This window comes from Ruthenibacterium sp. (genome assembly GCF_017421385.1).
GTDB lineage: Bacteria > Bacillota > Clostridia > Oscillospirales > Ruminococcaceae > Ruthenibacterium > Ruthenibacterium lactatiformans.
This window is the reverse complement of sequence record NZ_JAFOIN010000081.1, coordinates 1-25151: the sequence shown is the minus strand read 5'-3', so window position 1 is coordinate 25151 and position 25151 is coordinate 1. Positions and strand designations below refer to the sequence as shown.

The following is a 25151-nucleotide window of genomic DNA, read 5'->3' as shown; positions in this document are numbered from 1 at the left end:
CAAAACATAGAACGCCCCGGGCGGCCTTTCGGCCGCCCGGGGCGTTTGCGTCTGTTCACATGCGGGATGTACGTTTACTCCACTGTGAAGTTCACACTGAAGAAATCACCCGTGCCGGACTCGGATTCGCTGCCCGTGTAGTATTCCTCCAGATAAACCAGGCCGAAGTCCTTCACATCTGCGGGGGCCTCGAACACCAGGTCATAGGTCACTTCTTCGCCGTCGGCCAGTTCATATTCCAGCGGCATCATCGTGTCGTTGAACGCATCCAGCGAGAAGGTGTAATCATCATCGTCGCCGCCGATGTCGCCCCACTGCAGCTGAAAGTCGGAATCATACATGGGGATCGTTTCGCCAAAGGTGTTCTTCACCTTTACGCTGCAAACGATCAGACGGTTTCCCTCCGCGGCAGTATAACCGTCATATTCCGCCGGGCTCGTGGCCTCCAGCACCGTATAATCGAAGAACATGTTGGACAGCGTATCGCCGATGCCGCCCTCCGTATCCTTCAAGCCGCCGTCTCCGCCGGAAAGCAGGTTCGGGCCGCAGGCTGTGAACGCCAGTGCAAACAGTACCATGGAAAGCGCCAGCGCGATGCGTTTCGTCATTTTTTCATGAAAATCCCTCCGTGTTTCTGCCTCCGGAGCTTTCCCCGCAGGCACGCCGTTTCCCGGCGTTTCAATCGATATCCCAAAACGGCTCAATCTGTTTGTTCGCCCTGCGGTCCTGGGACGAACCGCGGTCTCCCAAACAGATTTTTGCGCAGTAATAATAAATTACACTATTTTGCAGGGATTTTCAAGCCGATTCGACACGGCTCGTCAAATTTTACAACTTTTAAAAAAGGCCTCGCTCAGGAATCAATATCCCATCTCCCGCAGCAGCCGGGCCAGAACGGAAAATCGCTCGCCCAGCAGCTCGCCGTCCTCGCCCAGCACATTGTAAAACAGGCGGATATCTTCTTCCAGCATGGGATTTTCCGTGCATACTTCAATGTCCATCGCGTCGCCCTGCAGGCCCACACGGTCGATCCGCGGATGCTCCGGGTCATAATATCGTGGATGGCGGTACGCTTCATCGCGAAAATACAGGTTGGTGCGGCACAGCAGGATGGCAAGGTCCAGAACGCGGTGCATGGGCAGCTCCTCCGACTGGCGCGACCATTTCTCCCCGGTATGCCGCCAGACTTTGGCCGAGATATCCACCTTGCCCCGGTCGTTCCATTGGGCCAGGCCCAGGGAAAGGCCCTTCGCATCGGAATGGTATGCGCCGCGCCCGTCGATACTGTCGTAATTTTCCGCAACAATGACAGGCTTGTGCTTTAATGTGGTGGGGATCTTCATGTGCGGTTCCTCCAAACTTCCTCGTGGTCCGGCAGCTTCTCCTGCCACAGCCGGCACAGCAGGGTAAGCTCCTCGGAATAATCGGTCTTTGTTTCATCGTCTTTGTCATAGGGCAGCTTTTCCAGCACGTCCACACAAAACGCCGCTCCGCCATAAACACGCCACGCCTCCTGCAGCGCCTTTTCCCGGCAGCTGCCCAGCTCCAACTGGAATCGCAGGCTGTTGAGCGTGCCTTTCAGGTCGTGCGTCCAGCCCACATAATTTTTGCCCGTGGGAACGCACCGGAAAACGAAAACGCCCATCTCGGGACGCATGGCCTTATATTGTTCTTTTAATTCCCGCTTGCGGGCTTCTGACGGCATTTTTATTCCTTCTCTCAACCACTTATTTACTAAATTACTAATTTAGTAAATATCAGTTTACGCCTCTGCCGCTTCTTTGTCAAGGAAAAGCCTGTTGTCTTCCCTCCAAAGCAAACCGTTTGCTTTGTAAATAAATTTTGAATATCAAAATATCTTCTTGACTTTCGGCTTTACCAGACGTATAATCGATTTTGTTTGAATTTCAAACTATTCACCTGAAGGAGGCCCGCAATGACACAGCATGAAGCGCAGCTGAACGGTTTTTTGGTCAATGTATTCAATGATATCCTCCGTCTGGAGGAGGCCAGCATCCGCAAAGGGCCATGCAAAAACCTCTCTGTTTCCGAGATGCATGTGCTGGAAGCCGTGGAAAAGTCGTCTGTCGACGCATCCGGCGCAGCGGGCATGGCGGAGGTTGCCGCACATCTTTCCATCACCTCCGGCACGCTGAGTGTGGCTGTCAAAACGCTGGAGCAGAAAGGATATCTCGTCCGCTCCCGCGGCAGCCGGGACAAGCGCCGCGTGACGGTGGCGCTGACACCTGCCGCGCGGTCCGCGCTGGAAAGCCACGCGGCATTCCACGAAACACTGGTCGCCCGCGCAGCCGCCCGCCTGAGCGAGGCCGAAATAGCGGCGCTCTCCACCGCGCTCGCCTCCCTGCACGCTTTTTTTGCAGAATTGTGACAGCCGCCGCACCGGCCCGGCGAGCCATTTTCCGGGCAGGTGCTCCATCCCGTGCGGCCCCGGAGGGGGGACGCACGCCCCATAGAAGAACAGGAGAAGATACTATGATCCGCATCCTCACCGATTCCACCGCAGATTTTTCCATGGCGGACGCCGCCGCGTTGGGCGTGGCCGTGGTACCGCTCACCGTCAGCTTCGGCGACGCCCACTATCAGGATGGGATAGACCTGCCCCTGGAGCGTTTTTACGACATGCTGGCAGCGGCCGATAAACTGCCCACCACCAGCCAGCCCAGCCCGGAGCTGTTTCTTTCCCACTTTCTTGCCGCCAAGGCGGCGGGCGACACCGTGATCTGTGTGCTGCTGTCTGCAGCGCTCTCCGGCACCTGCCAAAGCGCTGAGATCGCCAAAGAAGAAGCAGAATATGACAACATCTATATCGTCGACAGCCGCAGCGCCACATTGGGGCTTCAGCTTCTGGTGCGGCGTGCCGTTCAGCGTGTTGCCGAGGGCTTTTCCGCCATGGACATCGTAGCCGATCTGGAGACCGCCCGTACCCATCTGCGCCTGTATGCGGTAGTGGACACGCTGAAATACCTGCACAAGGGCGGCCGCCTTTCCGGCGCGGTTGCCATCGCCGGCGGCCTGCTGGGCATCAAGCCCGTGCTTTCTCTGGACGCCCGCGGCAAGCTGGGCATGGTGGACAAAGCCCGCGGCATGCCCGGCGCATATGTCGCCATTTTTAAAGGAATCGACCGGTGCGGCGGCATTGATGAAGCATGGCCCGTCGTAGTCGGCTATTCCGGCAGCCCCAAGGGCGTCGGCCCCTTTGCCTGCTATGTAACGCAGAACCTGCATCTGCAAAAGCCGATGGTGCAGGCCATCGGTACTGTGATCGGCACCCATGCGGGGCCGGGCGCCTGCGGCATCGCCTTTTTTGCCAATGAACCGTTCCCCGGTGAAACAGAGTAGTGCAGGCTCCGCCCACTTGACAGCTCTACCGCAAAGCTGGTACTATGAAACCGTATCTCAGCGGGGAAGGTTCCCCGAACAGAGGAGGGCTTTCATTGCCAAAAAACAAACGCATTCTCGGAGCAGCCCTGCTGCTGGTCCTCGGGCTTATTTTTGTGTTTTTCGCAGTTAGCCCATGGGAGATCCTGCCCTTTTTAAAAGGCGGCTCCTTCCGCGTGCAGGCCGGCATCATCGGCGGCTTTCTGCTTCTGGGCGGCATCACGAACCTTTTGCATCCGAAAAATAAATGACCTGCGTAAAAGCACGGCGCCCCGTACCGGATGACCCGGTACGGGGCGTCTTTCTCTTTGTATGCAAAGTATGCCGCCGCAGGCCGGCATCACAGATCCTGCACATTCATTTTTTCCAGCTGCTTTTTCCGGCGCCTGCCACTGCGGCAGATAAAGAACACCATCAGCAGCAAAAAAGCCGGGATGCCCGAAACCAGGAATACCGCCAGCACGCCGCCCAACACCTGGTTCCAGGGTGTATCCGGCGCAGCTGTATAGCTCAGCGCCATCACCACCGCATACAGGCCGGCGAGGATAGGCAGGGCCAGTCCCGGCCATATGCTCTCCCTCCTGGCCAGAAAAACCTCCAGCACGCAGCCCAGCACTGTGAACACCAGCAGAACGCCCAGACCGACCAGCGTCGTTATGATTGCCATTACGCATCCTCCCCTTTCGTTTTTTTGTAGCTCTGGATCAGCAGTTTGGCGGTATCAAAATCCAGCTTGTCCGCCACGGCCAACCTCTTGACGAGCGCCACATACGGGTCTGCCGCTGTATCTTCGCTCAAATGTATTTTTTGGATGAGCCTGTCCAGCCTCAGGCGCACCGTGGGATAAGTGACCCCGTACAGCCCGGCCACTTCCTTCAGGCTGCCGGAGGCCAGCAGGAATTTTTTGATGAACGCCACGTCCTCATCCTCCAGCCCGGCCATCCACTCCGGAACCGTTTCAATTGCCATAGCGCGCCTCCTTTCACTATATTAAATATATATTTTAATTTTATTAAAGTCAATATTAAATTTATATTTTCACAAACTCCATGAATCAGAAAAGCCCCCGCTGCGTCCTGCAGCGGGGGCTTGGAAAAACCAAACTTATTTCAGTTCGATCTTGGCGCCGGCATCTTCCAGCTTCTTCTTCATTTCCTCGGCAGCGTCCTTCGCAACAGCTTCCTTCAGCGTCTTCGGAGCGTTGTCGACCAGGTCCTTCGCTTCCTTCAGGCCCAGACCGGTAACTTCCTTAACGGTCTTGATGACGGCCATCTTGTTGGCGCCGACTTCAGCCAGCACAACGTCAAACTCCGTCTTCTCCTCGGCGGCGGGAGCAGCGGCAGCGGCGGCAGCCGGAGCAGCGGCAACAGCGGAAACGCCGAATTCTTCGCAATAGGTGTCGATGAGCTCTTTCAGCTCCAGGATGGACAGGCCTTTGATCTCGTCGATAATGGCAGTGATTTTCTCAGAAGCCATGATAATACCTCCAATTTTATTTTAGTGTTGTTTTGTGTTTGGGTGCGGCCGAAATTATGCCGCTGGTTCTTCCTGCTTATCCACATAAGCCTGCATGGCCACAGCCAGACCGCTGAGGGTGCTGGTAAGGGCACCTGCGAACATGGACAGCATGCCTTCACGGTCGGGCAGCTTGGCGATGGCGCTGACGGCGTCAACATCCATGACCTGGCCTTCCATGTAGCCGGCCTTCAGGGCGAAGCCCTTCTTGGAGCCTTCCGCAAACTTGTTCAGAATACGGGCGGCAGCAATGGGATCTTCTTTCGAGATCGCGAGGGCGGTGGAACCTGTCAGGGCGTCCGTCATCCCGGCGAGGTCGGAGTCCTTAATAGCCAGGCGCAGCATGGTGTTTTTCACAACGGCATACTCAACGCCTGCCGCGCGCAGTTCGGCGCGCAGTTTGGTGTCGTCCGCAACGCTGATACCCTTATATTCGACGACAACGCCGGCAACAGAATTCATCAGCTTTTCACGCAGGGCGGCAACATAAGCCTGTTTCTCGCTCAAAATTTTCTCACTTGGCAAATCATTTCACCTCGTTTCAATTGTGTGTAAGCACATAAAAAAGCCTCTTTCCCTTGCGAGAAAGAGGCAAAAAAATACAATTAAATGTTTTTTCGCGTTTCTCGGCAGGCGGGCGAAACCCTTTATGCAAAAGCACCTGCTGTCTTTAAAACAGCTTTATTATTTTAACACAGAGTTTTGCGCGCGTCAAGGGGCAAATTCACTCTGTGCTTCTCCCGGCGTTCCCGTCGATTTCCCGCAGCTTGCGCAGCGAAACCCGAAAAGCCGGAAACGCTGCGGTTTTATTCGCATAAAACCGTTCCGCGCTTTTCCGCGTAGATGCGCCGGAAGATACGCGCCGGCCGTGTTGCCAAAGCCGCGCGTTCGCGCGCATTTTGCTGCCGATGTTGAAAATCAGCAGGAGCGCGCTTTTTCAGTTTGCAGCTCAGCCGCCGAACTTTGCGCTGTTCAGCTTGATGCCGGGGCCCATCGTGGACGCCACGGTAGCGCTCTTGATATACTGGCCTTTCGCCGCGGCGGGCTTCGCCTTGACGATGGCTTCCATCACAACGGACAGGTTCTGGCCCAGCTTCTCGGCGCCGAAAGACGCCTTGCCGATGGGCACATGGATGATGTTGGCTTTGTCCAAGCGGTACTCGATCTTACCGGCCTTCGCCTCGGTAACGGCGCGGCCCACATCGGGCGTGACCGTACCGGCCTTGGGGTTCGGCATCAGGCCGCGGGGGCCGAGCACCTTACCCAGACGGCCTACCAGGCCCATCATGTCGGGCGTGGTGACCAGCACGTCAAAATCGATAAAGCCTTCGTTCTGGATCTTTGCGACCAGATCGGCGTCGCCGACCATCATCGCACCCGCCTCTTCAGCGGCCTTGGCGGCGTCGCCCTTGGCGATGGCGATAACGCGCACGTCCTTGCCGGTGCCGTTGGGCAGCACGACGGCGCCGCGCACCTGCTGGTCCGCGTGACGGCTGTCAACACCCAAACGCACATGCAGCTCGACCGTTTCGTCGAACTTCGCCTTGGCGGTCTGGCAGCACAGCGCCAGAGCCTCTTCGGTGTCGTACAGTTTTGTACGGTCGACAAGCTTTTTGCTGTCGACATAATGTTTACCGTGATTCATAATATCCTCCTGTGGTAATACGGAATGATCCTCCCACTAATGGTAAGGTTGTTATGCGGACAGTTAGTCGGTGACCGTAACGCCCATGCTGCGGCAGGTGCCGGCGATCATGCTGATGGCCGTCTCCAGGTTCGCCGCGTTCAGGTCGGGCATTTTGGTGCTGGCGATCTCCTCCAGCTGCTTCTTCGTGATGGACGCGACCTTCGTCTTGTTGGGCACGCCGGAACCGCTCTCGATACCGACAGCCTTCTTGATAAGGACAGCCGCCGGGGGCGTCTTGGTGATGAAGCTGAAGGAACGGTCCGCATAGACCGTAATGACGACAGGAATCAGGTAACCGATATCCTTCTGCGTGCGCTCGTTGAATTCCTTCGTGAACGCCATGATGTTCACGCCGTGCTGGCCAAGCGCAGGGCCAACAGGGGGAGCCGGGGTAGCTTTGCCGGCCGGAATCTGGAGTTTGATATACCCCGTTACTTTCTGAGCCATTTTGTGCACCTCCAAAAATTGTGGTAAGTTGCGGGCTTTGGCCGGATTGCCAAGGCCCTCCCACGAACGCGCGATACCCTTCGCGCGCTCTATAAGAAACAGCGCCTTGCAGCGCGTGCTCTTACCGGAAAAACGTTTCAGGGCTTACAGGGGTTTCACCTGTGTAAAGTCCAGCTCCGCCGGCGTTTCGCGGCCGAACATGGAAACCTTTACGTTTACCTTTTTCGCGTCGGTATCGATGCCCTCCACGATACCGATGAAGCCTTCCAGCGGGCCGTTCATGATCTGAACGTTGTCGCCCACGGCGTAATCGAGGCTCACTTCGCGTACGTCCACGCCCAGCTTATCCACTTCCTCGTCGGTGAGGGGGATGGGCTTGGACGACGGGCCGACAAAGCCCGTGACGCCGCGCGTATTGCGCACGATATACCAGCTGTCGTCCGTCATCACCATTTTGACGAGCACATAACCCGGGAAGAGCTTGCGCTCCACCTCGCGCTCCTTGCCGTCCTTGATGTCGGGCACCAGCTCCACGGGGACCTTTACCTCATGGATAAGCTCCTGCAGGCGCCGGTTCTCCACGATGGTTTCAAGGTTTTGCGCAACCTTGTTTTCGTAGCCGGAGTAGGTGTGCACCACATACCAGCGCGCCTCGGTGTCTCTATCCTCTGCCATTTGTCAAAACCCCGCTTTCTGCTTTAAAAGTGCGGACGGTCACACGCCCTTCAGCAACTGGTTCAGCCCGAAGCCGAACACAGCGTCCAGGACCATGATGAGTACCGCGGCCACGACCACCACGACAGCCACCACGACGGTGTTGTTGATGATCTGCTTTTTCGAGGGCCATACGACCTTCTTCATCTCGCTCACGGTATCGCGGAAAAACTTGCCGATGCGTCCGAAGAAGCGCTTCACGCCAGCGAAAAAGCCTTTGGACTTTTTCTCGGTTTTGTCAGCCATGTTGCATGTCCGCCTTTCTTACTTCGTCTCGCGGTGAACGGTATGCTTTTTGCAGAAGCGGCAATACTTCTTCATCTCGAGCCTGTCGGGACTGTTCTTCTTGTTCTTCTTGGTGTTGTAGTTGCGCTGTTTGCACTCCGTGCAGGCAAGGGTGATCTTCACTCTCATTTTTCGGCACCTCCATCAAATAGCCTCCCTCTTGCCGCAGGCGGCGCATCGAAAAATGCGCACAAAAAAATAGACCTGCAAAAGAGGTACAACCATCATAGCACAGCACACAGTCCCGCGTCAAGGGATTTTTTCGCCTGCGGGGCCGTTTTCCGGGCTTTTTCCGCCGCGCGTCAAAATTTGCCGCGCCGTCTTTTAAAATCAACCATTGTATGGTATTATAAAGGCTACGATTGCAGCATACAAGTGATACCATGCGGGCAGCACGGCAAAACAGCCGTGCTGCCGCGCAGCGGTCCGTCCCGAAAGCCTTTCTCCGGGCGGTCTGAAAGCAGGGCGTTTTGTGCACGCGGGTTTTCAGGCGCCTGCCCCAGGGCTTTATTCCACGGCGGCCCGAGGAAAGGTGTGGAGTGTTTTGAAGAAATTGAAAGTCGCCGTACTGTTCGGCGGCGCGTCCAGCGAGCACGAGGTATCGCGCATGAGCGCGACCAGCGTGCTGAACAATCTGGACACGGAAAAATACGATGTGCTGCCCGTGGGCATCACGAAAGACGGGCGCTGGTATTTGTACTCCGGCCCTGTGGAGGACCTTTGCAGCGGCGCCTGGGAGCGCCACTCCGGCAATGTGCCCGCAGCCATCTGCCCGGGCAGCGGGCTGGCGGGGCTTGTGGCGTTTGAAAACGGCGTCTGCCGCAGCCTGCCCGTGGACGTGGTGTTTCCCGTTCTGCACGGCAAAAACGGCGAGGACGGCACGATACAGGGCCTGCTGGAGCTGGCCGGCCTGCCCTATGTGGGCTGCGGCGTGCTGGGCAGCGCGGTGTGCATGGATAAGATCATTGCCAACCGTGTGATGGATGCAACGGGCATTCCCCGCTGTGAATGGGACTGCATGGAGCGCTGGCAGCGGCCGGAGCTGGCGGCCATTGCCCGGCGCGCGGCGGAAAAACTGGGCTGGCCCATTTTCGTCAAGCCCGCCAACGCGGGCTCCAGCGTGGGCATCTCCAAGGCGCGGGACATGGCGGAGCTGGAGGCGGCCGTGGACCTCGCCCTGCAGCACGATTCCCGCGTGGTGTTCGAGCGGTTCGTACAGGGGCAGGAAGTAGAATGCGCGGTGCGCGGCAACGACGAAGTCTCCGGCACCCATCCCGGCGAAATTTTGGCCAGCGCCGAATTTTACACCTACGATGACAAATACATCTCCGGCACCAGCCGGGTGGCCATCCCGGCGCAGCTTGCGCCGGAAAAGCTGGACGAGGTGCGGGACCTGGCCGTGCGCGCCTACCGGGCGCTGTGCTGCAAAGGTTTGGCCCGCGTGGACTTTTTTGTGGAGCACGGCACACAGCGCGTGCTGCTCAACGAGATCAACACCTTGCCGGGCTTTACCAGCATCAGCATGTATCCCAAGCTGATGCTGGCGGCGGGCGAGACGTATCCCGGCCTGCTGGACAGCCTGATCACGCTGGCGCTGGAAAGGGCGGGCGGCGTCCATGACTGAGCGAAACGCGCCGGGGCGCGGCGCTCCCATCGGCGTGTTCGATTCCGGCCTGGGCGGGCTGACGGCCGTGCGCGAGCTGCGGCGCATCCTGCCCGGCGAGGACATCGTCTATTTCGGCGATACGGGCCGGGTGCCCTACGGCACCCGCGGCGTAGATGTCATTGTACGGTACGCAAAGCAGGACATCGCATTCCTTCTGGAACAAAACGTGAAATATGTGATGGCCGCCTGCGGCACCGTGAGCAGCACGCTGTCCGAGGCTTACACACGCACGCTGCCCGTGCCTTATACGGGCGTGGTGCAGAGCGCGGCGGCCGCCGCCGTACGCGCCACCAGAACAGGGCTCATCGGTGTCATCGGTACGCCCGCCACCGTTAAGAGCGGCAGCTACAACGCGGCCATCGCCGCGCTGATGCCCGGCGCGCGCATCGTAGCCACCGCATGCCCGCTGTTCGTGCCGCTGGTGGAAAACGGGTATTTCGGCGCAGACAACGCCGTGACGCGCCTTGTGGCACGGGATTACCTGAAGGACATAAGGGCCGCGGGCGTGGATACGCTGATCCTGGGCTGCACGCACTACCCGCTCATCGCGCCCATCATCGCGGATCTGATGGGCCCCGAAGTGGCGCTCATCGACCCCGGGCGGGAAACCGCGCTGGCCGCACGGGACGCGCTGGCCTCCGCCGGGCTGCTGCGGGAGGGCCGCGCGGGCACGGCACGCTATTATGTAAGCGACACCACCGAGAGCTTCGCCCAGCTTTCGGACTGGTTTTTGGGCGAATACGCGGGCGGGCCCGTGACGCGCATCAGCGTGGACGGTTATCCCGTGGAGCAAGGCGCCTCAACGTAAAAAGTAAAAGGATGACCCTGTATGAAGGAAGATTATCTCATCACCATCCACGGCACCATGGAGCAGGACGGCGAAAGCGACAGTGTGAAGCTGATGACGCGGGGCAGCTTTGTCAAGCGCAACGGCAGCTTCTTCATCAGCTACAAAGAAACCGAGGCCACAGGCTATGCAGGCTGTGTGACCACCGTAAAGGTGGAAGATTCACACAAGGTGAGCATGCTGCGCTTCGGCCCGGCGCCCAGCCAGCTCGTCATAGAAAAGGGCCGGCGGCATGTGTGCCATTACGAGACGGGCCACGGTTCGCTGAGCCTGGGCGTGGCCGCGGACGAGATCCACAGCCGCCTTTCCGACGAGGGCGGCACCGTCCGCTTCAGCTATCTGCTGGACATGGACACCGCCGCCGTGAGCCGCAACATTGTAAAGATCACCGTCAAGCCCGCCAACTGACGGGGCGCGCCGGTATAACAGGAATTCAAAGGGACAGGAGTTTTGAAAAAATGCAGGATTTTAAACATTTCGACCCGAAACAGGCCGCTATGGACGAGGCCCGCGGGCTGCTGGAGACCGCTGCCCGCGCCGCTATGGCGGACGGCAGCCTGCCGGAAAAGGAGCTGCCCGCCTTTGTGGTGGAGGTGCCGAACGACGTGAAGAACGGAGACCTGGCTTCCAACTTCGCCATGGCGGGCGCGCGCGTATTCGGTATGCCCCCGCGTAAAATCGCCGAGGCCGTGGCCGCTGCGATGCCCGCTTTGGAGGAAACGCATTTCAGCCGCGTGGAGATCGCGGGCCCCGGCTTCATCAACCTGTTCCTTGCCCCGGGCTGGTTTGCCGACGTAGTTTTAGCCGCCAACGCAGCCGGCGCGGACTACGGCCGCACAAGCTACGGCAAAGGTGAAAAGGTGAATGTGGAGTTCGTTTCGGCCAACCCTACGGGTCCGATGCATCTGGGCAACGCCCGCGGCGGCGCTTTGGGCGACTGCCTCGCCGCCGCCATGGACTGGGCGGGCTATGACGTCACACGGGAGTTTCTCATCAACGACGCGGGCAACCAGATCCTCAAGTTCGGCAAGAGCCTTGCCGTCCGCTACCTTCAGATCTTCAGGGGCGAGGACGCCGTACCTTTCCCCGAGGACTGCTATCAGGGTGCGGATATCCGTGTGCTGGCACAGAAATTTGCAGACGTGCACGGGAACGTCTATATGGAAAAGCCTTTTGAGGAACTGCAGAAGGATATCGCGGCTTTTGCGCTGCCGTTGAACGTGCAGGGGCTTAAGGACGACATGGCCAAATACCGCGTGAATTACGACGTCTGGTTCAGCGAGACCACGCTGCACGAATCCGGCGCCATCCGGGAAATGCTGGACAAATTGGCCGAACGCGGCGCCACCTACGAAAAAGACGGCGCCATCTGGTACCGTTCCATGCAGTACGCCGAGAAATACGGCGGCAACAAGGTGACGCGCAAGGGCCTGGACGGCGAAGTGACGGACGAGGATAAGGACGAAGTCCTGGTGCGCGCCAACGGCGTGCCCACCTATTTTGCGGCGGATATCGCTTACCACTACAACAAATTCGCGGTGCGCGGCTTCTCCCGCGCCATCGACGTATGGGGCGCAGACCATCACGGCCACGTGGCCCGAATGAAAGGCGCCATGGACGCCATCGGCCTAGACGGCGAAAAGCTGGACATCGTGCTGATGCAGTTCGTGCGTTTGATGCAGGACGGCCAGCCGGTGCGCATGAGCAAGCGCACCGGAAAAGCCATCGGGCTGGCGGAGCTTCTGGACGAGGTCCCCATCGACTCCGCCCGCTTCCAGTTCAACCTGCGGGAGCCGGGCAGCGTAATGGACTTTGATATGGACCTGGCCGTGGCGCAGGACAGCGAAAATCCGGTGTATTATGTGCAGTACGCCCATGCCCGCATCTGCAGCATCCTGAAAAAGCTGGCCGAAGACGGCATCGTGTTCGAGGGCGCGGACAAGGCGGATCTGACGCTGCTGACAGAGCCCGCGGAAAAGGAACTGATCCGCCATATCGCAGACTTTCCCGGCGAAATCATTTCCGCGGCCAAAAGCTATGACCCGGCGCGCATCACGCGCTACGTCACCGAGCTGGCCAACCGCTACCACAAATTCTACAATTCCTGCCGCGTAAAGGACGCCGAGCACTGCGTTTGCCAGGCGCGCATTGCACTGTGCACCGCTACGAAAAACGTCATCTCCAACGCGCTTACCCTGCTGAAGATCACCGTGCCCGAAAGCATGTGACACAAAAACGCCGGGCCGGTTTGAAAACCGCGCCCGGCGTTTTTCGTTTTCATGCAAAAAACACGGCCTGAGGGCCGGGAAGGAGGCGGCTATGGCTGCCGCTGTGCTGACGCTGCTTTCCCTCATCTATTTGGGCGGGCTGGCCGCGCTGCTCTGCGTGGCATATTCCCGCCGCCATTTCAACCGCTATACGGCGGTAAAGGCCGCTGTAAGCTGCGGGTTCCTTGTCATAGCCGCCACGGCGTACCTGCTGGGCGGACACACGGTAGATGCGTATTTCCGGGGGCTTCTGCCCTGCTTTGTGCTGTGCCTGGCCGGAGACGTGCTGCTGGGGCTGGCCAATAACCACGCGGGCTTTTTCGGCCGCTGGTTCCTGCTGGGAGTGGGCGCTTTCACACTGGCCCACGCAGGGTTCTGCGTGCTGTTCACGCTGGCCATGCCGGGCGGACCGCGCTTCACACTGTGGGACGCCGCCGCTCCGCTGGCCGCGTTGGCCGTGACGGCTGCCTGCGCGCGGCACAAACGCTTCAAGCTGCGGCGCATGCACATGGAGCTGCCCGCTCTGGCGTACTCGCTCTGCGTAGGGCTGATGTGCGCCCGCGGCACAGCGTTCGGCTTTGCCTGCGGCGGACGGCGCGGCGCGCTGGCTGCCGTGGGGGCCGCGCTGTTCCTCATTTCGGACGCGGTGCTGCTGTTCGTTTATTTTTATGTCAGGCCGCGCAAAGCGCTGCGTGCGGTAAATCTGGCTGCCTATTATCTGGGCATGCTGTGCCTGGCGCTCTCGGTATGAGTGCTGCGGAAAATCATCAAAGGAGCTTTTACAATGCCGAACCGACCCATCTGCGCGGAGGACGCGCTGCTCTCCGAAACACCGATGCCGCCCGAACAGATCCTGCGCTATCTTGACCGCATCGGCCTGCGTGACGCCGTCCCTCCTCCTCCCACGCTGGAAACGCTGCGCCGCCTGCAGTCCGCACATCTGCTGCATGTGCCCTATGAAAACCTGGACCTCCTGCGCGGCGCGATCACCGCTCTGGAACACGGAGCATTGTTTGAAAAAATCGTGGAAAAGCGCCGCGGCGGCCTCTGCTTCGAGCTGAACGGCCTGTTCTGCTGGCTGCTGTGTTCGCTGGGATACCAGGTCACCAGCTATGCGGGCCGTTTCATCTATCCTTCGGAGGCCGGCATCCAGATGCGCCGCCACCGTGTGCTCGTCGTAACGCTGGAGGGGAAGCGGTATCTCACCGAAACAGGCATGAACAGCGAAGGCCCCCGCGCGCCGCTTGTGCTGGCCGAGAGCGAAGCGCAATGGGACGGCGTGACGGAATACCGCTTTTCCCGCGACGCCTTTTGGGGCTGGGTCCTGTGGAAACGGTCGCCGGGCGGAGCCTGGCGCCGGCTGTATGGCTTTACCGAGGAACCGCAGCTCGACATCGACTTTATTATGCCCAGCCTTTTTTGCGACGTGCATCCGATGTCGCCTTTCAACAAAACGGTGCGGGCCTCTATTTTTTTACCGGATGCTCATTTGTCACTGCGCGACAGCAAGCTGACATGGTATCGTAAGGGCGCAGTGGCCCGTTCCCGCTCCGTTGCGCCAGGCGCAGAAACCGCGCAGGTGCTGTGGGACGTTTTTGGGCTGCGCGCGCCGGAGGACGCGGCGCTTTGACCCTTCCGGGCCAAAAAAGAAGCAGACGGCACAGAGCCGTCTGCTTCTTTTTCTTTTCTTCTGTTTATAGCTTCAGTCCGGCATAGCTCTCCCGCAGCGTCTCGCAGGAAGCGCTGAACCGTGCCTGCTCCTCCTCGGAGAGGTTCAGCTCCAGCACACGCTGGATGCCGCTGCGGTTCACAATGCAGGGTACGCCCACAAATACGTCTTTCTGGCCGTATTCGCCCCGCAGCATGGCGGATACCGTCAGTACGCTGCTTTCGTTGCCGAACACCGCCCGCGTGATGCGTGTAAGCGCCATGCCGATGCCGTAATAGGTGGCGCGCTTGGCTTCGATGATCTTGTAGGCGGCCGTGCGCACTTCTTCAGCGATCTTATCCAGTTCCTCGCTGCAATAGCGCCCGCCGGACTGGCGGCACAGCTCCAGCACAGGCTTTGTGGCCAGCATGGCCTGGCTCCAGGGAACAAATTCCGAATCGCCGTGTTCACCCATCACATAGGCGTGCATGTTGCGCGGGTCCACATGAAAATAATCGCCCAACAGATAGCGCAGACGCGCGGTGTCCAGCGCCGTTCCTGTGCCCAGCACGCGCCTTGGATTGAAGCCCGACAGCGCGCAGGTAATGCGTGTCATGATGTCCACCGGGTTTGTAGCTACAAGGAACAGCCCGTTGAAGCCGCTCTCCGTCACCGGGTCAATGATGCTTTTGAAGACGGCGGCATTGCGCTGCAAAAGGTCCAGCCGCGTTTCGCCGGGCTTTTGCGCCACACCTGCGCAGATGCACACAATGTCCGCATCGCCGCAATCGTCGTAGCTCCCCGCAAAGATCTTCATATTACTGCCGGAAAAGGCCAGCCCGTGGTTCATATCCATGGCCTCCCCCTCTGCGCGCTTTTTGTCCACGTCGATGAGCACCAGCTCGTCGCATACGTTCTGGTTCAGCATAGCGTAGGCATAGCTCATGCCCACCATGCCGCAGCCTACCAGAGCAACCTTGCGTTTGTCTGTCTTCATTTCGCTCTCCCCTTTTCCATGTTCTGTATTAGTATGCGGCGGACTGCGCCCGCTTACTCCGCCAACGCCTGCAGCTGCACGGCCTTTTGCCGCAGCGGGGCCGCATCCGCCGCCAAAAACAGCTCCCTTGCATGCAGCGCCTCCACGCCGGCGGCAAAGCTGTGTGCCAGCGACGCGGCTTTTGCGGCATCCACCGGTCTCGCACGGCCCAGGAACATTCGTGCGTTGCCGCCGTATACCTGCTCCAGCGCCTCGGATGGAAGGCCCAATCCGCGCATGGGCGTGGGTGCGATGCGGAACAGATATCTGCCGTCCGGCAGCAGCGTATAGGGTTCATTCTCCGGCGTTTCCAGAAACGTGCGGATCACGTCCACCCGCGCGGCGCTCTCGCTGCTGTCCAGCGGCCGGGGCGGCTGCGCGATGGAGGCACGGGAGCCGATATCGCTGCCATAGAGGATGCGCGTGCCGAATTCTTCAAAAAATGCCCGTGCAGCAGGAATATCTCCGGCAAGGTTCGTGTACAGCTCGATACCGGGCGTCAGGTCTACCCGCACCTCCGGGTAACGCCGCAGCAGCGCCGAAAGCCGCGGCAGCTGCGCCGAAAAGAAAAACAGGTGCGCCAGCTGGAGCCTCAGGCCCGGGTGGCATGCCAGCACCGCAAACACCTGACGGTACTGCTCCTCATTGTTGATGGTTTCCGGGCCGTAGAACCAGCCCTCGCTTTTCGCATAGGGATTGATGCGGGAGGCGTCCCAAAACTCCTCCGGGTCGTTCACATGCCACAGAATGGGCACGCGCTGTTCCTCTGCCCAGCGCCAGAACGGTTCCCATGCCGGAGTATCGAAATCCGGAATGGGAAAATTGCGCCGGATATCGGGCTTGCCCTCCAGCAGCTTGATGCCGTCGCAGCCTGCGGCCAGCAGCGCCCCGGCCTGCGCGACCAGATCTTCGCCCAGCGCCGCCGCATCTCCCTCGTGGAGAAACCAGGCGCTGCGTTCCAACCCTCCCATCACATAGACAGTTCCCTCCGGATGCACTGCTTTGTAATAAAGCGCATCCGGCACGGTGGAGCATACGCCCATCTGCGGAATACACGCCAGCGTACAGGCCCCGACGCCGTGGCGCTCCCGCACCGCATCAAAGGCCGGACCATGGGTATCAGAATAGTGCATATGCGCATCGAACAGCTGCAATGGTATCCCTCCCGGTAAGTCAAATATCTCCGCCGCGAAGCGGCCCCAACAAAACCGCGCCTGCTGCGGTTTTGCATGGTTTAATGCTCTCAAGCCCATGCGCGAAAGCGCATCAGCGCATGAAATGCGCGCAGCCGCGTAAGCGGCGGGCTTGAGGTTATTATACCACACTTCCCGCTCTGCTGCACCGCCTGCACCAAAAGCACAGGCGCCGGCCCCGGCTGAAAACCCGCGCGCCGGTTCCAGAACGGTCTTGACTTTCCCAGAGTTTATGCTATATTAGTGTTTAGTAATACTAGGTATAAAACCAGAACGGAGGGGAGCGGATGGAATCGCGCTTTGAACGACAGTTGAAAAAGGGCGCGCTGGAAATGCTGGTACTGGGGCTGGTGTGTGCGGGACCTACTTACGGCTACGAGCTGCTGGGCAGCATGGCCCGGCGCAGCAACGGGCTTTTTGCGCTGAAGGAAGGCACGTTGTATCCCATTTTGTACCGGCTGGAAGACGATGGGCTTATCGAAGCGCAATGGCGTACCAGCGGGGGCCGCACCGCACCGAAAAAATACTACACGGCCACGCCGGAGGGTCATGCGGCTTATGCCGTACAACGCAAAGCATGGCGCGCCTTCGCGGACTGCGTGGACGGATTTGACAGGGAGGAGCAGTTATGACGAAACAGGAGAAAAAGATCAAGCGCTATGTCAATGCCATCGAACGGGAGCTGCGCCTGCCTCTGAAAGCAAAAGCGCGCATCAACGGCGACATCGGCACCGATATCCACGCCCGGCTGGAAAAAGGACAAAGCATCGATGAGATCATCGCGGAGATGGGCACGCCGCAGGAGGTTGCCGCGGGCTTTAACGAGGAAATGCAGGATCAGCTTCTTCCCAAAGGCAGCCCCTGGCGCTGGGTGTTCCTTATTGCGGCGATACTGGCGGGCGGAGCAGCACTGCTTTCCATTCTTCCCTTTCTGCTTTTTTATTTTCAAAGCTCCGGCATGGGCGTTATCGGCGGTGCAGACGGGCCGACGGCCATTTTTATAACAGGCGCTGCAAATCTTCTCGCCCCGGTGCTCACACCGCTGTGGCTCGCCGTTCCCTTCATTCTGGGATGCTGCGCCGCCTGCGTGCTGCTGCGCTGGGGGCAAAACGGGCCGCGTGCAAAGCATACGCTTGCTTTGATGTTTTCCGCCGCCGCTTTGCTGTGCTGGCTCCTGTTGGGCATATTGTCATTGTGGCAGGCTGCCTCCGCGGCGGGCGCCGCTGTATTGTCCTGGAAAACGCTGCTGTTCCAGCTGTTCAACCTGATGCTGCTTCCGAGTTTCTGGCTTCCCGTGGTAACGCTGTGCATTGCAGCGCGCCGCCGGAAGACCGCGTCCCCGAGGCAATAACGTCAAACGAAGATATGGAAAACCCGTCCCCGGCCGGGGACGGGTTTCTATATTTTTCGGCTCTGCGCCGTCCGCAAGCCTATTTGCGTCTGTCCTGAAAGGAATCGCTCCCCACAATGAGGCAGCAATAAACAACGAACGTAACGGCCAGTGCGCCAATCAGCAAAAACCATCCCATCCGCGAGCCTCCCTTTTGTATTTACTTCATTGTTATCACTTTATTATAGCACTCGTGTATGACAAAAAACTGTATATCCCACCGTTCCTGCGGAACGGGTTCCGTGGACACGGCTGCACGCTGAAGTGTCTTTCCAGTGCAAAATATCGTTGAAAAACAAAAACGGCACCCCAACCGGGATACCGTTCCTGTGGTGCGCTGCAAGGGATTTTGCAGCCGCTTGCGCGTCTGCCGGCCTTGCGGCGTAGCCGCTGCGGCCCCTCGCCCTAAAAACGTGCCACCGGCACGTTTTCTTCACGGGCTCGTCCCTTTCGGGTTCGAATCCCTTGCAGCACATAAGAACGACTTTTTCCCAAAAAACAAAAACGGCATCCCAACCGGGATACCGTTCCTGTGGTGCGCTGCAAGGGATTCGAACCCCTGACCTTTTGGTTCGTAGCCAAACACTCTATCCAACTGAGCTAGCAGCGCATACCACTCCGCTTTTGGAGTGCATCATATATGTTATCATAGTCGAACACGGTTGTCAACCGTTTTTTTCGTCCAGAATCATATTTTTTGCCTTTTCCAGCAATTCCTTGTCGGCGGCATAAGTCAGCCGGCGCTGTGCTTCCTCCAGCGGCAGCAGGCAAACTGCCCGCACCTCCTCCGGCTGGGCCCGCAGCGTGCCGCCGGTGATCTCGGCCACAAAGAACACAACATCCTTTATCACGCCCTTTGCGGGCGAATAGGTCGTCACCTCGCGGTAGCCCGGACGCACGCGCACCTGCGCGCCCGTTTCTTCGCGCACCTCGCGCATGGCGGTCTCTTCCTCGCTCTCACCGGCTTCCACATGGCCTTTCGGAAAAGCCCAGTGGCCGCCATAGCGGTGGCAGATGACAAGCACGCGGGGCGCGCCTTCTTCGCGGGTATAGCAGATCGCCCCGCAGGATTTCTCATGTTTCATGTTCTTTTTCCTCAGTTCAAAATAAATTTACGTTTCGTGCGCCGCCGGGAATTGTGTTTTGGCGCGGGCTTTGGTATACTTGTAAGAGGATTTTACTGCGCGCAGCCTTGCGCTGCGCGGTATTTTTGTTTTATTGGAGGTTTTTCACTTTGACTCTCATGGATCTGTTGCTTCTGCTCCTTGTTATCGCCGCTGCAGTGGCCGTTTATTTCTTTTTTGTCAAAAGCCGGGACGAAGGCACAGAAACGCCGCGGAAAGCCAAAAACCTGGACGGCGCGAAAAAAAACGCAAAAGCCCTGAGCGCGGCCCGCCGTTTCGCGGCGCTGCACCAGTATCAGGTCATCGCCCCCGCGCAGATTGCCAAGGACGGCAAATTTGCCGACCTTGATTTCATCATCGTCGGCTGGTTCGGCCTTTTGTGCGTAAAATGTGTGGGGCTGGGCGGCCAGATCTACGGCAACCCCGGCGACCCGATGTGGCTGCAGGTGGACGCGGAAAAGCGCATCTCGTTTGAAAACCCCATGCGCGCCGCAGAGGCCGATACCCGCCTGGTGCGTGACACGCTGTTTACTGCGAACCTGCGCGGCATCCAGGTGGAGACCGTGTGCGTTTTCACCAATAAAAAAGCGACCCTTGCGCTGCCGCGCGGCACGGGCCACTACACGCTGAAGGACTTCAAGGCGCTGCTGGGCAAGAGCAAGTACGAGCAGGACAAGGGCGTCGATATTCCCCAGACCGTGGACGCCGTCAAGAAGTGGGTCGTAGAGGGCTGAGGCCCGCCGTCTTGTCCTATTATAGCAAACCGTGGCAGATTTGAAAAGCCGGGCAAAACTATTTACAGTTTGTTCACAGCGGTTTAACAAACCTTACGCAATTCTTTTCTATAATACAATCACAGGGACACGGAAGCCGCAATCCGGGTTCCTGCACATGATTCCTCCTCACACCAAGAGAGATACCCCTAAAAGCCCCCGTGCTCACCACACGGGGGCTTTCCCTTTGCAAAAAGCTGCGCGGTGCGGGACGCTTCCGTTCCCGCGCGCCGCGCAGTTTTTTTCTTTCAGGTTTCAGCGCCGCAGCCCGCCTGCGCCACCTCGGCCGCGATATAGCCCGGCACCTGCTCAGGCGTGATGCCCAGCGCGGCGGCCAGCTCACCATGAAGCAGCTCCTCGGCACGCTTCATATATTCGGCCTCGGTACGTGCGGGCTTTTTGCCCTGCGCCGTACGCTCCCTGTTTTTGCCGTAGATCGTCTTGATAAGCTGCACCAAATCGTCGCAGTCGTGCGTGCGCATGAGCGAACGGTAGTGCTCGGCCAGCATCTGCTGATCCTTCCCGCCGCATGGGTTCTCCTCAATCTCCGGGATCCGGCCGATGAGCGCCTCTGCCTGGGCATGCGTCAGAATGGGCCGCATAAACACCTTGGCGTCCACAGGAATATATACCGTGCCTGTTTCGTACACAGGGTCCAGCTTATAATACAGCTTTTTTTCGCCGGCGCCCGGCAGCCCCGCCGGAGCCTCCACAGCCTCCACACGGCATACGCCCATATTCCCGTACACGATCAAATCGCCTTTTTGAAACATCGTATTCCCTCCTGTAAAACCACTCCACCCGTTTCGTCCCGAACAGGCGGACGCGCCGCGCCGTGCTCCCTCCCCTGCGCTTCGCTCCGCCAAAAATCAAAACAGCGTGCGGTTTTGACAGCCGGACTTACGTTCCTCAAAACCACACGCTGCAATTTTTCAGTATCCCGTTTTGCCGCCGCTGCGGCATTTCCTGTTTATAGTATACCACATTTTGCCCCCAATTGTAAGCGGAAGTTTTTTCTCTCCGCCGCGCGCCCTCCGAAACCGGGCGGACAGCCTGTCCAAAATTTTATCCGGGCCGGACTTTTCCCCACCCCCTATGCATATAAATTGCATGAGGTGATGTCAAAATGTACAAGCGGCGCAGAAGGCGGCATATTGTAATGCCCGTGCTGGCGGGCCTGCTGACGCTGGCCACGCTGGGCAGCACGGCCTTCGCCGCGCCGTCCTTTTCCCTCCCGCAGGCTGCCGCGTATTTCAGCAGCATTCTGTGCGCGCCGAATGCAGCGCTGGCCGCAACCCGGCGAGTGCTGGACGACGCCATGGACGAGGACGCAGTGCCCGCAGCGCAGCCTATCGATGAGGACGATCCCGAGGCAGGCTTCTGGACGGTGGGCCCGACCGAGGAGGAAATGCTGCCTCAGAGCGAAGCGCAAAGCGTATCTTCCGGCGCTTCCTCCGTACCGGACGGCCCCATTCCCGATGGCATGGCCCCGCTGCTGGAAGCGCATTACGAGCAGGGCGCGGGTGCGGGCTATGTTTCCAGCGGTGCAGCCACCGTGCGCAACAGCACCGACCTGCCTGACAGCGAGGTAGCCGCGGAAATGATGCAGACGCTTCCGTTCCAGGTGGAGCTGAACAGCGCGGAGCCTCAGGTACTCATTATGCACACGCACACCACAGAAACCTACGAACTGGAGGAAAAAAACTGGTGCGATCCGGCGTTTTCCGCCCGCAGCACGGATCTTTCTGTCAATATGGCCGCAGTAGGAGCCGAAATGGCCGCCCAGCTCAACGCGGCGGGCGTAAACACCCTGCACGACACCACCCTGCACGATTACCCAAGCTACAACGGCAGCTACGCCAAAAGCAACGCCACCGTACGCAGCTATCTGGAGCGGTATCCCAGCATCAAGGTGGTGCTGGACGTCCACCGCGACGCCATCCAGCGGGACGACGGCACCCGTGTCAAGCCCGTGGCGGACATCGGCGGCATGAAGGCTGCCCAGGTCATGATCATCTGCGGCGCAGACGTGGACGGCAATCTGCCCAATTTTAAACAGAACCTCCGCTTTGCCAGCCGCTGGCAGGATAAGATGGAAAGCATGTTCCCCGGCCTCACACGGCCTGTGCTGTTCGACTACCGCTATTACAATCAGGATCTTACGACCGGCAGCCTGCTCATTGAGATGGGCGGCCATGCCAATACTTTGGAAGAGGCCAAATACTCCGGACGCCTGGTGGGGCAGGCCCTGGCTGCTTTGTTTGCGGAGGGCTGAATGCGCCCGATATAAGCCCTCCGGCCACGCAAAAAGCCCCGCGCATACGCACGGGGCTTTTTTGGGTACAGTCTTATTCCGCCACTTCTTCAAAGGCCTCTTCACCGGCGCCGCAAACGGGGCACGGCACGGGAGGAACGTCGCCCTCAAATGTCTGGCCGCAAATCGTGCATCTCCATTTTTTCATAATCCAAACCTCCTTTTATTCATTTCGTTTTGTTCTATTGATATTATATACCAATTAAGAATATAATGCAATAGTTTTTAAAAAAGAATCATTCACCGCGCACGGCTTTGGCAAAATCCCGGCCGAACTGTACGGCTGCGGCCAGGTCCTCCTGCGTGGGGCAGAACCGCACACGCATGCCCTCCAGCGGCAGGCTCAGCCGAAGCTGCTGCATGCGCGCAGTCAGATTGGGAACCGCCTCGCCGCTCCAGCCGTAGCTGCCGAACGCACCCGCCGGCTTGCCCTTGTGGATGATTGGGTTCAGGCCAAGAAACATTTCGTACACCGGGGGCAGCGCGTCGCCGACCAGCGTGGGGCTGCCCAGCAAAAAGCCGTCCGACGCGGCTACCGCGGCCTTTGCAGCGGCGGTGTCGTCGGAGACGAGGTCGTACATTTCCACACGCACGCCGCCCTCCTTCAAGCCGTCGTGGATGTGCTCGGCCAGGCGGCGCGTATAGCCGTAAGCGGAAACGTAGGCAACTGCCACCACTTTTTCCGGCCTCTGTTCAGGCCGGCACCAGGTGCGGTACATATCAAAATACTTCTGCACGCCGCTGCGCAGCACGGGGCCGTGACCGTTGCCCACAAACTCCACGGGCAGGCTGCCGATCTTATCCAGTGCGCTGCGCATGAACGGGTCTTTGAACGGCCCGATGATGTGGTCGAAATAATATTTGTACGCGGGAGTGAAATCGCCGTCGATGAGGTCGTTGAATACGCGCGGGTCGGCATAATGGCAGCCAAAGCTGTCGCAGGTAAACAGGGCTTTCAGCTCCGGGATGTACGTATACATGCTGTCGGGCCAATGAAGCATGGGCACACTGAGGAATTTCATCGTCAGACCGCCCAGGTCAATCTTGTCCTTCTCCGTGACGGCGCGGGACGGAAACGGGCCGTTGACGATCTCTTTCAAAAACGTCAGCGCCGTTCCGCTGCCCAGCACCGTGGCGCCGGGCGCAAGCTCCAGCAGCCGCTTCATGCTGCCCGTGTGGTCCGGCTCGGTATGGTTGACGACGATATAATCCAGAGAAGCCGGGTCGCACACCTCGCGGATATTGGCAAGGAACTCCTCAAAGAACGGCTCCTTGCTCGTCTCGAACAGCACCGTTTTTTCAGTGCCCTTCACGATATAGGAATTGTAGGAAGTACCGTGGTCTGAATGCATGATGATATCGAACACGCGCAGGCCGGGATCCTGCACGCCCACGTACCAGATGTTTTCTTTCGCCTGTAAAGCGCCCATAAAATCCAATCTCCTTTTATCGGTTTTGCATCATACATTTTATCTTATTTTGTTGAAAGCCGCAAGGACCGGGCCAGGCGCGCACTTCTAGTATATGCAAAAAATCTCCGGCAAACCGCGGTACCGGAGACCTTTTATCTGTTCCGTGCCGGCAGCCGTTTCACGCATGCGCCCGGCGGTAGACCAGAAAATCAAAATGCAGTTCTGTTGTAAGCGTATCCAGCGAGGCCAGCCTTTCAGCGCCGGAGCGGGGCGTTTTCCAATAATAAGGCGTCATCGCAAACAGGTCCAGGATCGTGCTGCCCGTCACGGTGAGCATGCTGTGTACGGGTATCCTCTGCTCCAGCGCAAAGCCGGGATAAGCGACATCCTGCACCGTATTTTCGTAAGGGCGCTCGTAGAGCACCTCCTTAAGGCCGTACAGGTGGCGCGGGCCGGGCACCGCAAACACGAATGCTCCGCCGGGCTTCACCACACGGGCAAATTCCTGTGCGGCGGCCGGGCTGAAAATATCGACCAGGCAATCCGCCGCCGCATCGGCCACAGGGATGGCGAAGCTGCTGGCCACCGCCCACTGCACGGCATGTGCCTTGTCCCGCCTGGCCGCTGCCTTTACCGCGAATTTGGAAATATCGAACGCGGCCGCCGACGGCGTTTTGCCTGATGCGCGCAGCGCCTGTACAAGACGGGCGGTATAATACCCTTCCCCACAGCCCGCGTCTACCAATGAGGGAGCCGGCAGCTCCATAAGCAGGCTGCAGACAAGCGCATTCAGCCCGTCGGAAAAGCAGGCATACCCGCCCGTATCCAGAAACCGGCGGCGGGCCGCCACCATCTCCCTGCTGTCGCCGGGGATTTTGGCGTGCATCTGGGCAGCCGGCAGAAGATGGGCGTAGCCCTCAGCCGCGAGGTCAAAACTGTGGCGTTTGGGACAGACCAGGACGCGGGCGCCGCGTGTCAGCGGCGCCCCGCACACCGGGCAGCGGAAAAGCTCCATGGTATCGCTCCCTTTCGCATGTTTTTCCGGGCGGCGCCGCGGTGCGGCAGGCGCAAAAAAGGCGCGGCGCGGGCGTGTGCCCGGCGCGCCGCGCCCTGCCGTATATCCGCGGTGCTTATTCTTCGTGCGCCTTCATATACTCTTCAAAGCTGGCATATTTTTGTGCAGGGGCCCTACGTGCGATAAGCTGGATGCTGTCGTCCACCTCGGAAAAGCGCGGCTCCTCTTTTGCAGACTTTGCGCTCTTTTCAGCGCGGGGCGCGTGCTCGGCTTTTTCGCCGCGTCCGTTCTTGCCGCGCGGCGCGCCGTTTGCCGGTTTCTCCTTTTGGGGCTGCTGGGGCTGCGCCTGCGGAGCACTCTCTTTTTTCTGCGGCGCCTGGCTGGCTGCAGCCGGGCCCTGCCCGCCGCTCTTATGGCGG

The 25151-nt window shown here is 59.1% G+C and carries 32 protein-coding genes, 1 tRNA gene, 1 pseudogene and 1 other annotated feature; of the genes and pseudogenes, 13 read left to right on the top strand and 21 right to left on the bottom strand.

The features are described from left to right. Nucleotides 1–74: 74 nt before the first annotated feature. From IIY41_RS09220 to IIY41_RS09210, 3 genes are all read right to left on the bottom strand, one after another. On the bottom strand, nucleotides 75–608 hold the full coding sequence (locus IIY41_RS09220; protein ID WP_287400462.1) for a DUF4352 domain-containing protein: 534 nt from the start codon (nucleotides 606–608) through the stop codon (nucleotides 75–77). Nucleotides 609–860: 252 nt separating this feature from the next. After that, nucleotides 861–1343: a DUF6530 family protein gene (locus tag IIY41_RS09215; protein ID WP_009323857.1), complete on the bottom strand. Its 483-nt coding sequence runs from the start codon at nucleotides 1341–1343 to the stop codon at nucleotides 861–863. Continuing rightward, complete coding sequence (locus tag IIY41_RS09210) at nucleotides 1340–1705, bottom strand: GIY-YIG nuclease family protein (protein ID WP_009323856.1); 366 nt, start codon at nucleotides 1703–1705, stop codon at nucleotides 1340–1342. Before IIY41_RS09210 ends, IIY41_RS09215 begins: the two co-directional genes overlap by 4 nt. Before the next feature lie 231 nt (nucleotides 1706–1936). Here IIY41_RS09210 and IIY41_RS09205 point away from each other — a divergent pair, with 231 nt between their 5' ends. The 3 genes from IIY41_RS09205 (at nucleotide 1937) to IIY41_RS09195 (ending at nucleotide 3650) form a co-directional block, all read left to right on the top strand. Continuing rightward, complete coding sequence (locus IIY41_RS09205; RefSeq protein ID WP_117459940.1) at nucleotides 1937–2389, top strand: MarR family winged helix-turn-helix transcriptional regulator; 453 nt, start codon at nucleotides 1937–1939, stop codon at nucleotides 2387–2389. Between the two features lie 104 nt (nucleotides 2390–2493). After that, nucleotides 2494–3360: a DegV family protein gene (locus IIY41_RS09200; RefSeq protein WP_009323854.1), complete on the top strand. Its 867-nt coding sequence runs from the start codon at nucleotides 2494–2496 to the stop codon at nucleotides 3358–3360. Between the two features lie 95 nt (nucleotides 3361–3455). Beyond that, nucleotides 3456–3650: a hypothetical protein gene (locus tag IIY41_RS09195; protein ID WP_009323853.1), complete on the top strand. Its 195-nt coding sequence runs from the start codon at nucleotides 3456–3458 to the stop codon at nucleotides 3648–3650. An 89-nt stretch (nucleotides 3651–3739) separates the two neighbouring features. Here the strand turns inward: IIY41_RS09195 and IIY41_RS09190 are convergent, their stop codons facing one another. From IIY41_RS09190 to rpmG, 9 genes are all read right to left on the bottom strand, one after another. Continuing rightward, nucleotides 3740–4066, bottom strand: coding sequence for a hypothetical protein (locus tag IIY41_RS09190; RefSeq protein WP_050005510.1), 327 nt, complete (start codon nucleotides 4064–4066; stop codon nucleotides 3740–3742). Continuing rightward, the gene (locus IIY41_RS09185; protein ID WP_009323850.1) at nucleotides 4066–4368 is read right to left on the bottom strand and encodes a DUF2089 family protein; all 303 of its coding nucleotides are present in this window, start codon (nucleotides 4366–4368) and stop codon (nucleotides 4066–4068) included. Before IIY41_RS09185 ends, IIY41_RS09190 begins: the two co-directional genes overlap by 1 nt. A 135-nt stretch (nucleotides 4369–4503) precedes the next feature. Next, the gene (gene rplL, locus IIY41_RS09180; RefSeq protein ID WP_009323849.1) at nucleotides 4504–4875 is read right to left on the bottom strand and encodes a 50S ribosomal protein L7/L12; all 372 of its coding nucleotides are present in this window, start codon (nucleotides 4873–4875) and stop codon (nucleotides 4504–4506) included. A 54-nt stretch (nucleotides 4876–4929) separates the two neighbouring features. Then, complete coding sequence (gene rplJ, locus IIY41_RS09175; protein WP_050005511.1) at nucleotides 4930–5439, bottom strand: 50S ribosomal protein L10; 510 nt, start codon at nucleotides 5437–5439, stop codon at nucleotides 4930–4932. Nucleotides 5440–5466: 27 nt separating this feature from the next. Beyond that, nucleotides 5467–5606 (bottom strand) — a sequence feature (ribosomal protein L10 leader region). 257 nt (nucleotides 5607–5863) lie between these two features. Next, a complete protein-coding gene (gene rplA / locus IIY41_RS09170) occupies nucleotides 5864–6559 on the bottom strand; it encodes a 50S ribosomal protein L1 (RefSeq protein ID WP_009323847.1) in 696 nt (231 codons plus the stop codon). 63 nt (nucleotides 6560–6622) lie between these two features. Then, nucleotides 6623–7048, bottom strand: a complete 426-nt coding sequence (gene rplK / locus IIY41_RS09165) for a 50S ribosomal protein L11 (protein ID WP_009323846.1) — start codon at nucleotides 7046–7048, stop codon at nucleotides 6623–6625. A 144-nt stretch (nucleotides 7049–7192) separates the two neighbouring features. Beyond that, on the bottom strand, nucleotides 7193–7723 hold the full coding sequence (gene nusG / locus IIY41_RS09160) for a transcription termination/antitermination protein NusG (protein WP_009323845.1): 531 nt from the start codon (nucleotides 7721–7723) through the stop codon (nucleotides 7193–7195). Between the two features lie 39 nt (nucleotides 7724–7762). Continuing rightward, entirely contained in the window at nucleotides 7763–8008 is a 246-nt protein-coding gene (gene secE, locus IIY41_RS09155; RefSeq protein WP_009323844.1) for a preprotein translocase subunit SecE, read from the bottom strand. Nucleotides 8009–8026: 18 nt separating this feature from the next. Beyond that, nucleotides 8027–8176 (bottom strand): 50S ribosomal protein L33, encoded by a 150-nt coding sequence (rpmG, locus tag IIY41_RS09150; protein ID WP_009323843.1) that lies wholly within the window; start codon nucleotides 8174–8176, stop codon nucleotides 8027–8029. A 415-nt stretch (nucleotides 8177–8591) separates the two neighbouring features. On the opposite strand from rpmG, the gene IIY41_RS09145 reads away from it, so the two are divergent. The 6 genes from IIY41_RS09145 to IIY41_RS09120 all read left to right on the top strand — a co-directional run bounded on the left by IIY41_RS09145 (nucleotide 8592) and on the right by IIY41_RS09120 (nucleotide 14457). Beyond that, the gene (locus IIY41_RS09145; RefSeq protein WP_050005512.1) at nucleotides 8592–9671 is read left to right on the top strand and encodes a D-alanine--D-alanine ligase family protein; all 1080 of its coding nucleotides are present in this window, start codon (nucleotides 8592–8594) and stop codon (nucleotides 9669–9671) included. Continuing rightward, on the top strand, nucleotides 9664–10521 hold the full coding sequence (murI, locus tag IIY41_RS09140; protein WP_050005513.1) for a glutamate racemase: 858 nt from the start codon (nucleotides 9664–9666) through the stop codon (nucleotides 10519–10521). The genes IIY41_RS09145 and murI overlap by 8 nt, the downstream gene beginning before the upstream one ends. 21 nt (nucleotides 10522–10542) lie before the next feature. Further along, nucleotides 10543–10968, top strand: a complete 426-nt coding sequence (locus IIY41_RS09135) for a YwiB family protein (RefSeq protein WP_009323840.1) — start codon at nucleotides 10543–10545, stop codon at nucleotides 10966–10968. A 50-nt stretch (nucleotides 10969–11018) separates the two neighbouring features. Continuing rightward, nucleotides 11019–12788 (top strand): arginine--tRNA ligase, encoded by a 1770-nt coding sequence (gene argS, locus IIY41_RS09130; RefSeq protein WP_055080262.1) that lies wholly within the window; start codon nucleotides 11019–11021, stop codon nucleotides 12786–12788. Nucleotides 12789–12879: 91 nt separating this feature from the next. Then, nucleotides 12880–13578 (top strand): lysoplasmalogenase family protein, encoded by a 699-nt coding sequence (locus IIY41_RS09125; protein WP_287400450.1) that lies wholly within the window; start codon nucleotides 12880–12882, stop codon nucleotides 13576–13578. A 33-nt stretch (nucleotides 13579–13611) separates the two neighbouring features. After that, nucleotides 13612–14457 carry an arylamine N-acetyltransferase family protein gene (locus IIY41_RS09120; protein WP_082431918.1) on the top strand — a complete coding sequence of 282 codons (846 nt, stop codon included), beginning with the start codon at nucleotides 13612–13614 and terminating at the stop codon, nucleotides 14455–14457. Nucleotides 14458–14521: 64 nt separating this feature from the next. Here the strand turns inward: IIY41_RS09120 and IIY41_RS09115 are convergent, their stop codons facing one another. Then, the gene (locus tag IIY41_RS09115) at nucleotides 14522–15472 is read right to left on the bottom strand and encodes an L-lactate dehydrogenase (RefSeq protein WP_009323836.1); all 951 of its coding nucleotides are present in this window, start codon (nucleotides 15470–15472) and stop codon (nucleotides 14522–14524) included. A gap of 53 nt (nucleotides 15473–15525) precedes the next feature. Continuing rightward, the gene (locus tag IIY41_RS09110) at nucleotides 15526–16665 is read right to left on the bottom strand and encodes an amidohydrolase family protein (protein ID WP_055080264.1); all 1140 of its coding nucleotides are present in this window, start codon (nucleotides 16663–16665) and stop codon (nucleotides 15526–15528) included. A gap of 326 nt (nucleotides 16666–16991) precedes the next feature. On the opposite strand from IIY41_RS09110, the gene IIY41_RS09105 reads away from it, so the two are divergent. Then, nucleotides 16992–17336, top strand: coding sequence for a PadR family transcriptional regulator (locus IIY41_RS09105; RefSeq protein WP_009323834.1), 345 nt, complete (start codon nucleotides 16992–16994; stop codon nucleotides 17334–17336). Beyond that, nucleotides 17333–18055 (top strand): HAAS signaling domain-containing protein, encoded by a 723-nt coding sequence (locus tag IIY41_RS09100; RefSeq protein WP_058723226.1) that lies wholly within the window; start codon nucleotides 17333–17335, stop codon nucleotides 18053–18055. The genes IIY41_RS09105 and IIY41_RS09100 overlap by 4 nt, the downstream gene beginning before the upstream one ends. 572 nt (nucleotides 18056–18627) lie before the next feature. Here IIY41_RS09100 and IIY41_RS09095 read toward each other — a convergent pair. Together IIY41_RS09095 and IIY41_RS09090 are read right to left on the bottom strand one after the other, a co-directional pair. Continuing rightward, a tRNA-Arg gene (locus IIY41_RS09095) sits at nucleotides 18628–18704 on the bottom strand. Between the two features lie 55 nt (nucleotides 18705–18759). Beyond that, complete coding sequence (locus tag IIY41_RS09090) at nucleotides 18760–19179, bottom strand: bis(5'-nucleosyl)-tetraphosphatase (protein WP_287400445.1); 420 nt, start codon at nucleotides 19177–19179, stop codon at nucleotides 18760–18762. A gap of 158 nt (nucleotides 19180–19337) precedes the next feature. On the opposite strand from IIY41_RS09090, the gene IIY41_RS09085 reads away from it, so the two are divergent. Beyond that, complete coding sequence (locus tag IIY41_RS09085; protein WP_287400580.1) at nucleotides 19338–19952, top strand: nuclease-related domain-containing protein; 615 nt, start codon at nucleotides 19338–19340, stop codon at nucleotides 19950–19952. A gap of 287 nt (nucleotides 19953–20239) precedes the next feature. Here IIY41_RS09085 and IIY41_RS09080 read toward each other — a convergent pair whose 3' ends face one another. After that, nucleotides 20240–20764 carry a CarD family transcriptional regulator gene (locus tag IIY41_RS09080; protein WP_009323829.1) on the bottom strand — a complete coding sequence of 175 codons (525 nt, stop codon included), beginning with the start codon at nucleotides 20762–20764 and terminating at the stop codon, nucleotides 20240–20242. A 386-nt stretch (nucleotides 20765–21150) separates the two neighbouring features. Between IIY41_RS09080 and spoIIP the strand changes: the two genes are divergently transcribed. Then, a complete protein-coding gene (gene spoIIP / locus IIY41_RS09075; RefSeq protein WP_055080267.1) occupies nucleotides 21151–22266 on the top strand; it encodes a stage II sporulation protein P in 1116 nt (371 codons plus the stop codon). Nucleotides 22267–22339: 73 nt separating this feature from the next. Here the strand turns inward: spoIIP and IIY41_RS09070 are convergent, their stop codons facing one another. The 4 genes and pseudogenes from IIY41_RS09070 to IIY41_RS09055 form a co-directional block, all read right to left on the bottom strand. Next, nucleotides 22340–22453 carry a rubredoxin-like domain-containing protein gene (locus IIY41_RS09070; RefSeq protein WP_009323825.1) on the bottom strand — a complete coding sequence of 38 codons (114 nt, stop codon included), beginning with the start codon at nucleotides 22451–22453 and terminating at the stop codon, nucleotides 22340–22342. Nucleotides 22454–22541: 88 nt separating this feature from the next. Continuing rightward, on the bottom strand, nucleotides 22542–23735 hold the full coding sequence (locus IIY41_RS09065; protein ID WP_287400442.1) for an FprA family A-type flavoprotein: 1194 nt from the start codon (nucleotides 23733–23735) through the stop codon (nucleotides 22542–22544). Between the two features lie 160 nt (nucleotides 23736–23895). Next, a complete protein-coding gene (locus IIY41_RS09060; RefSeq protein WP_155202023.1) occupies nucleotides 23896–24732 on the bottom strand; it encodes a putative RNA methyltransferase in 837 nt (278 codons plus the stop codon). Nucleotides 24733–24847: 115 nt separating this feature from the next. After that, nucleotides 24848–25151: pseudogene (locus IIY41_RS09055) on the bottom strand (hypothetical protein); the annotation flags it as partial.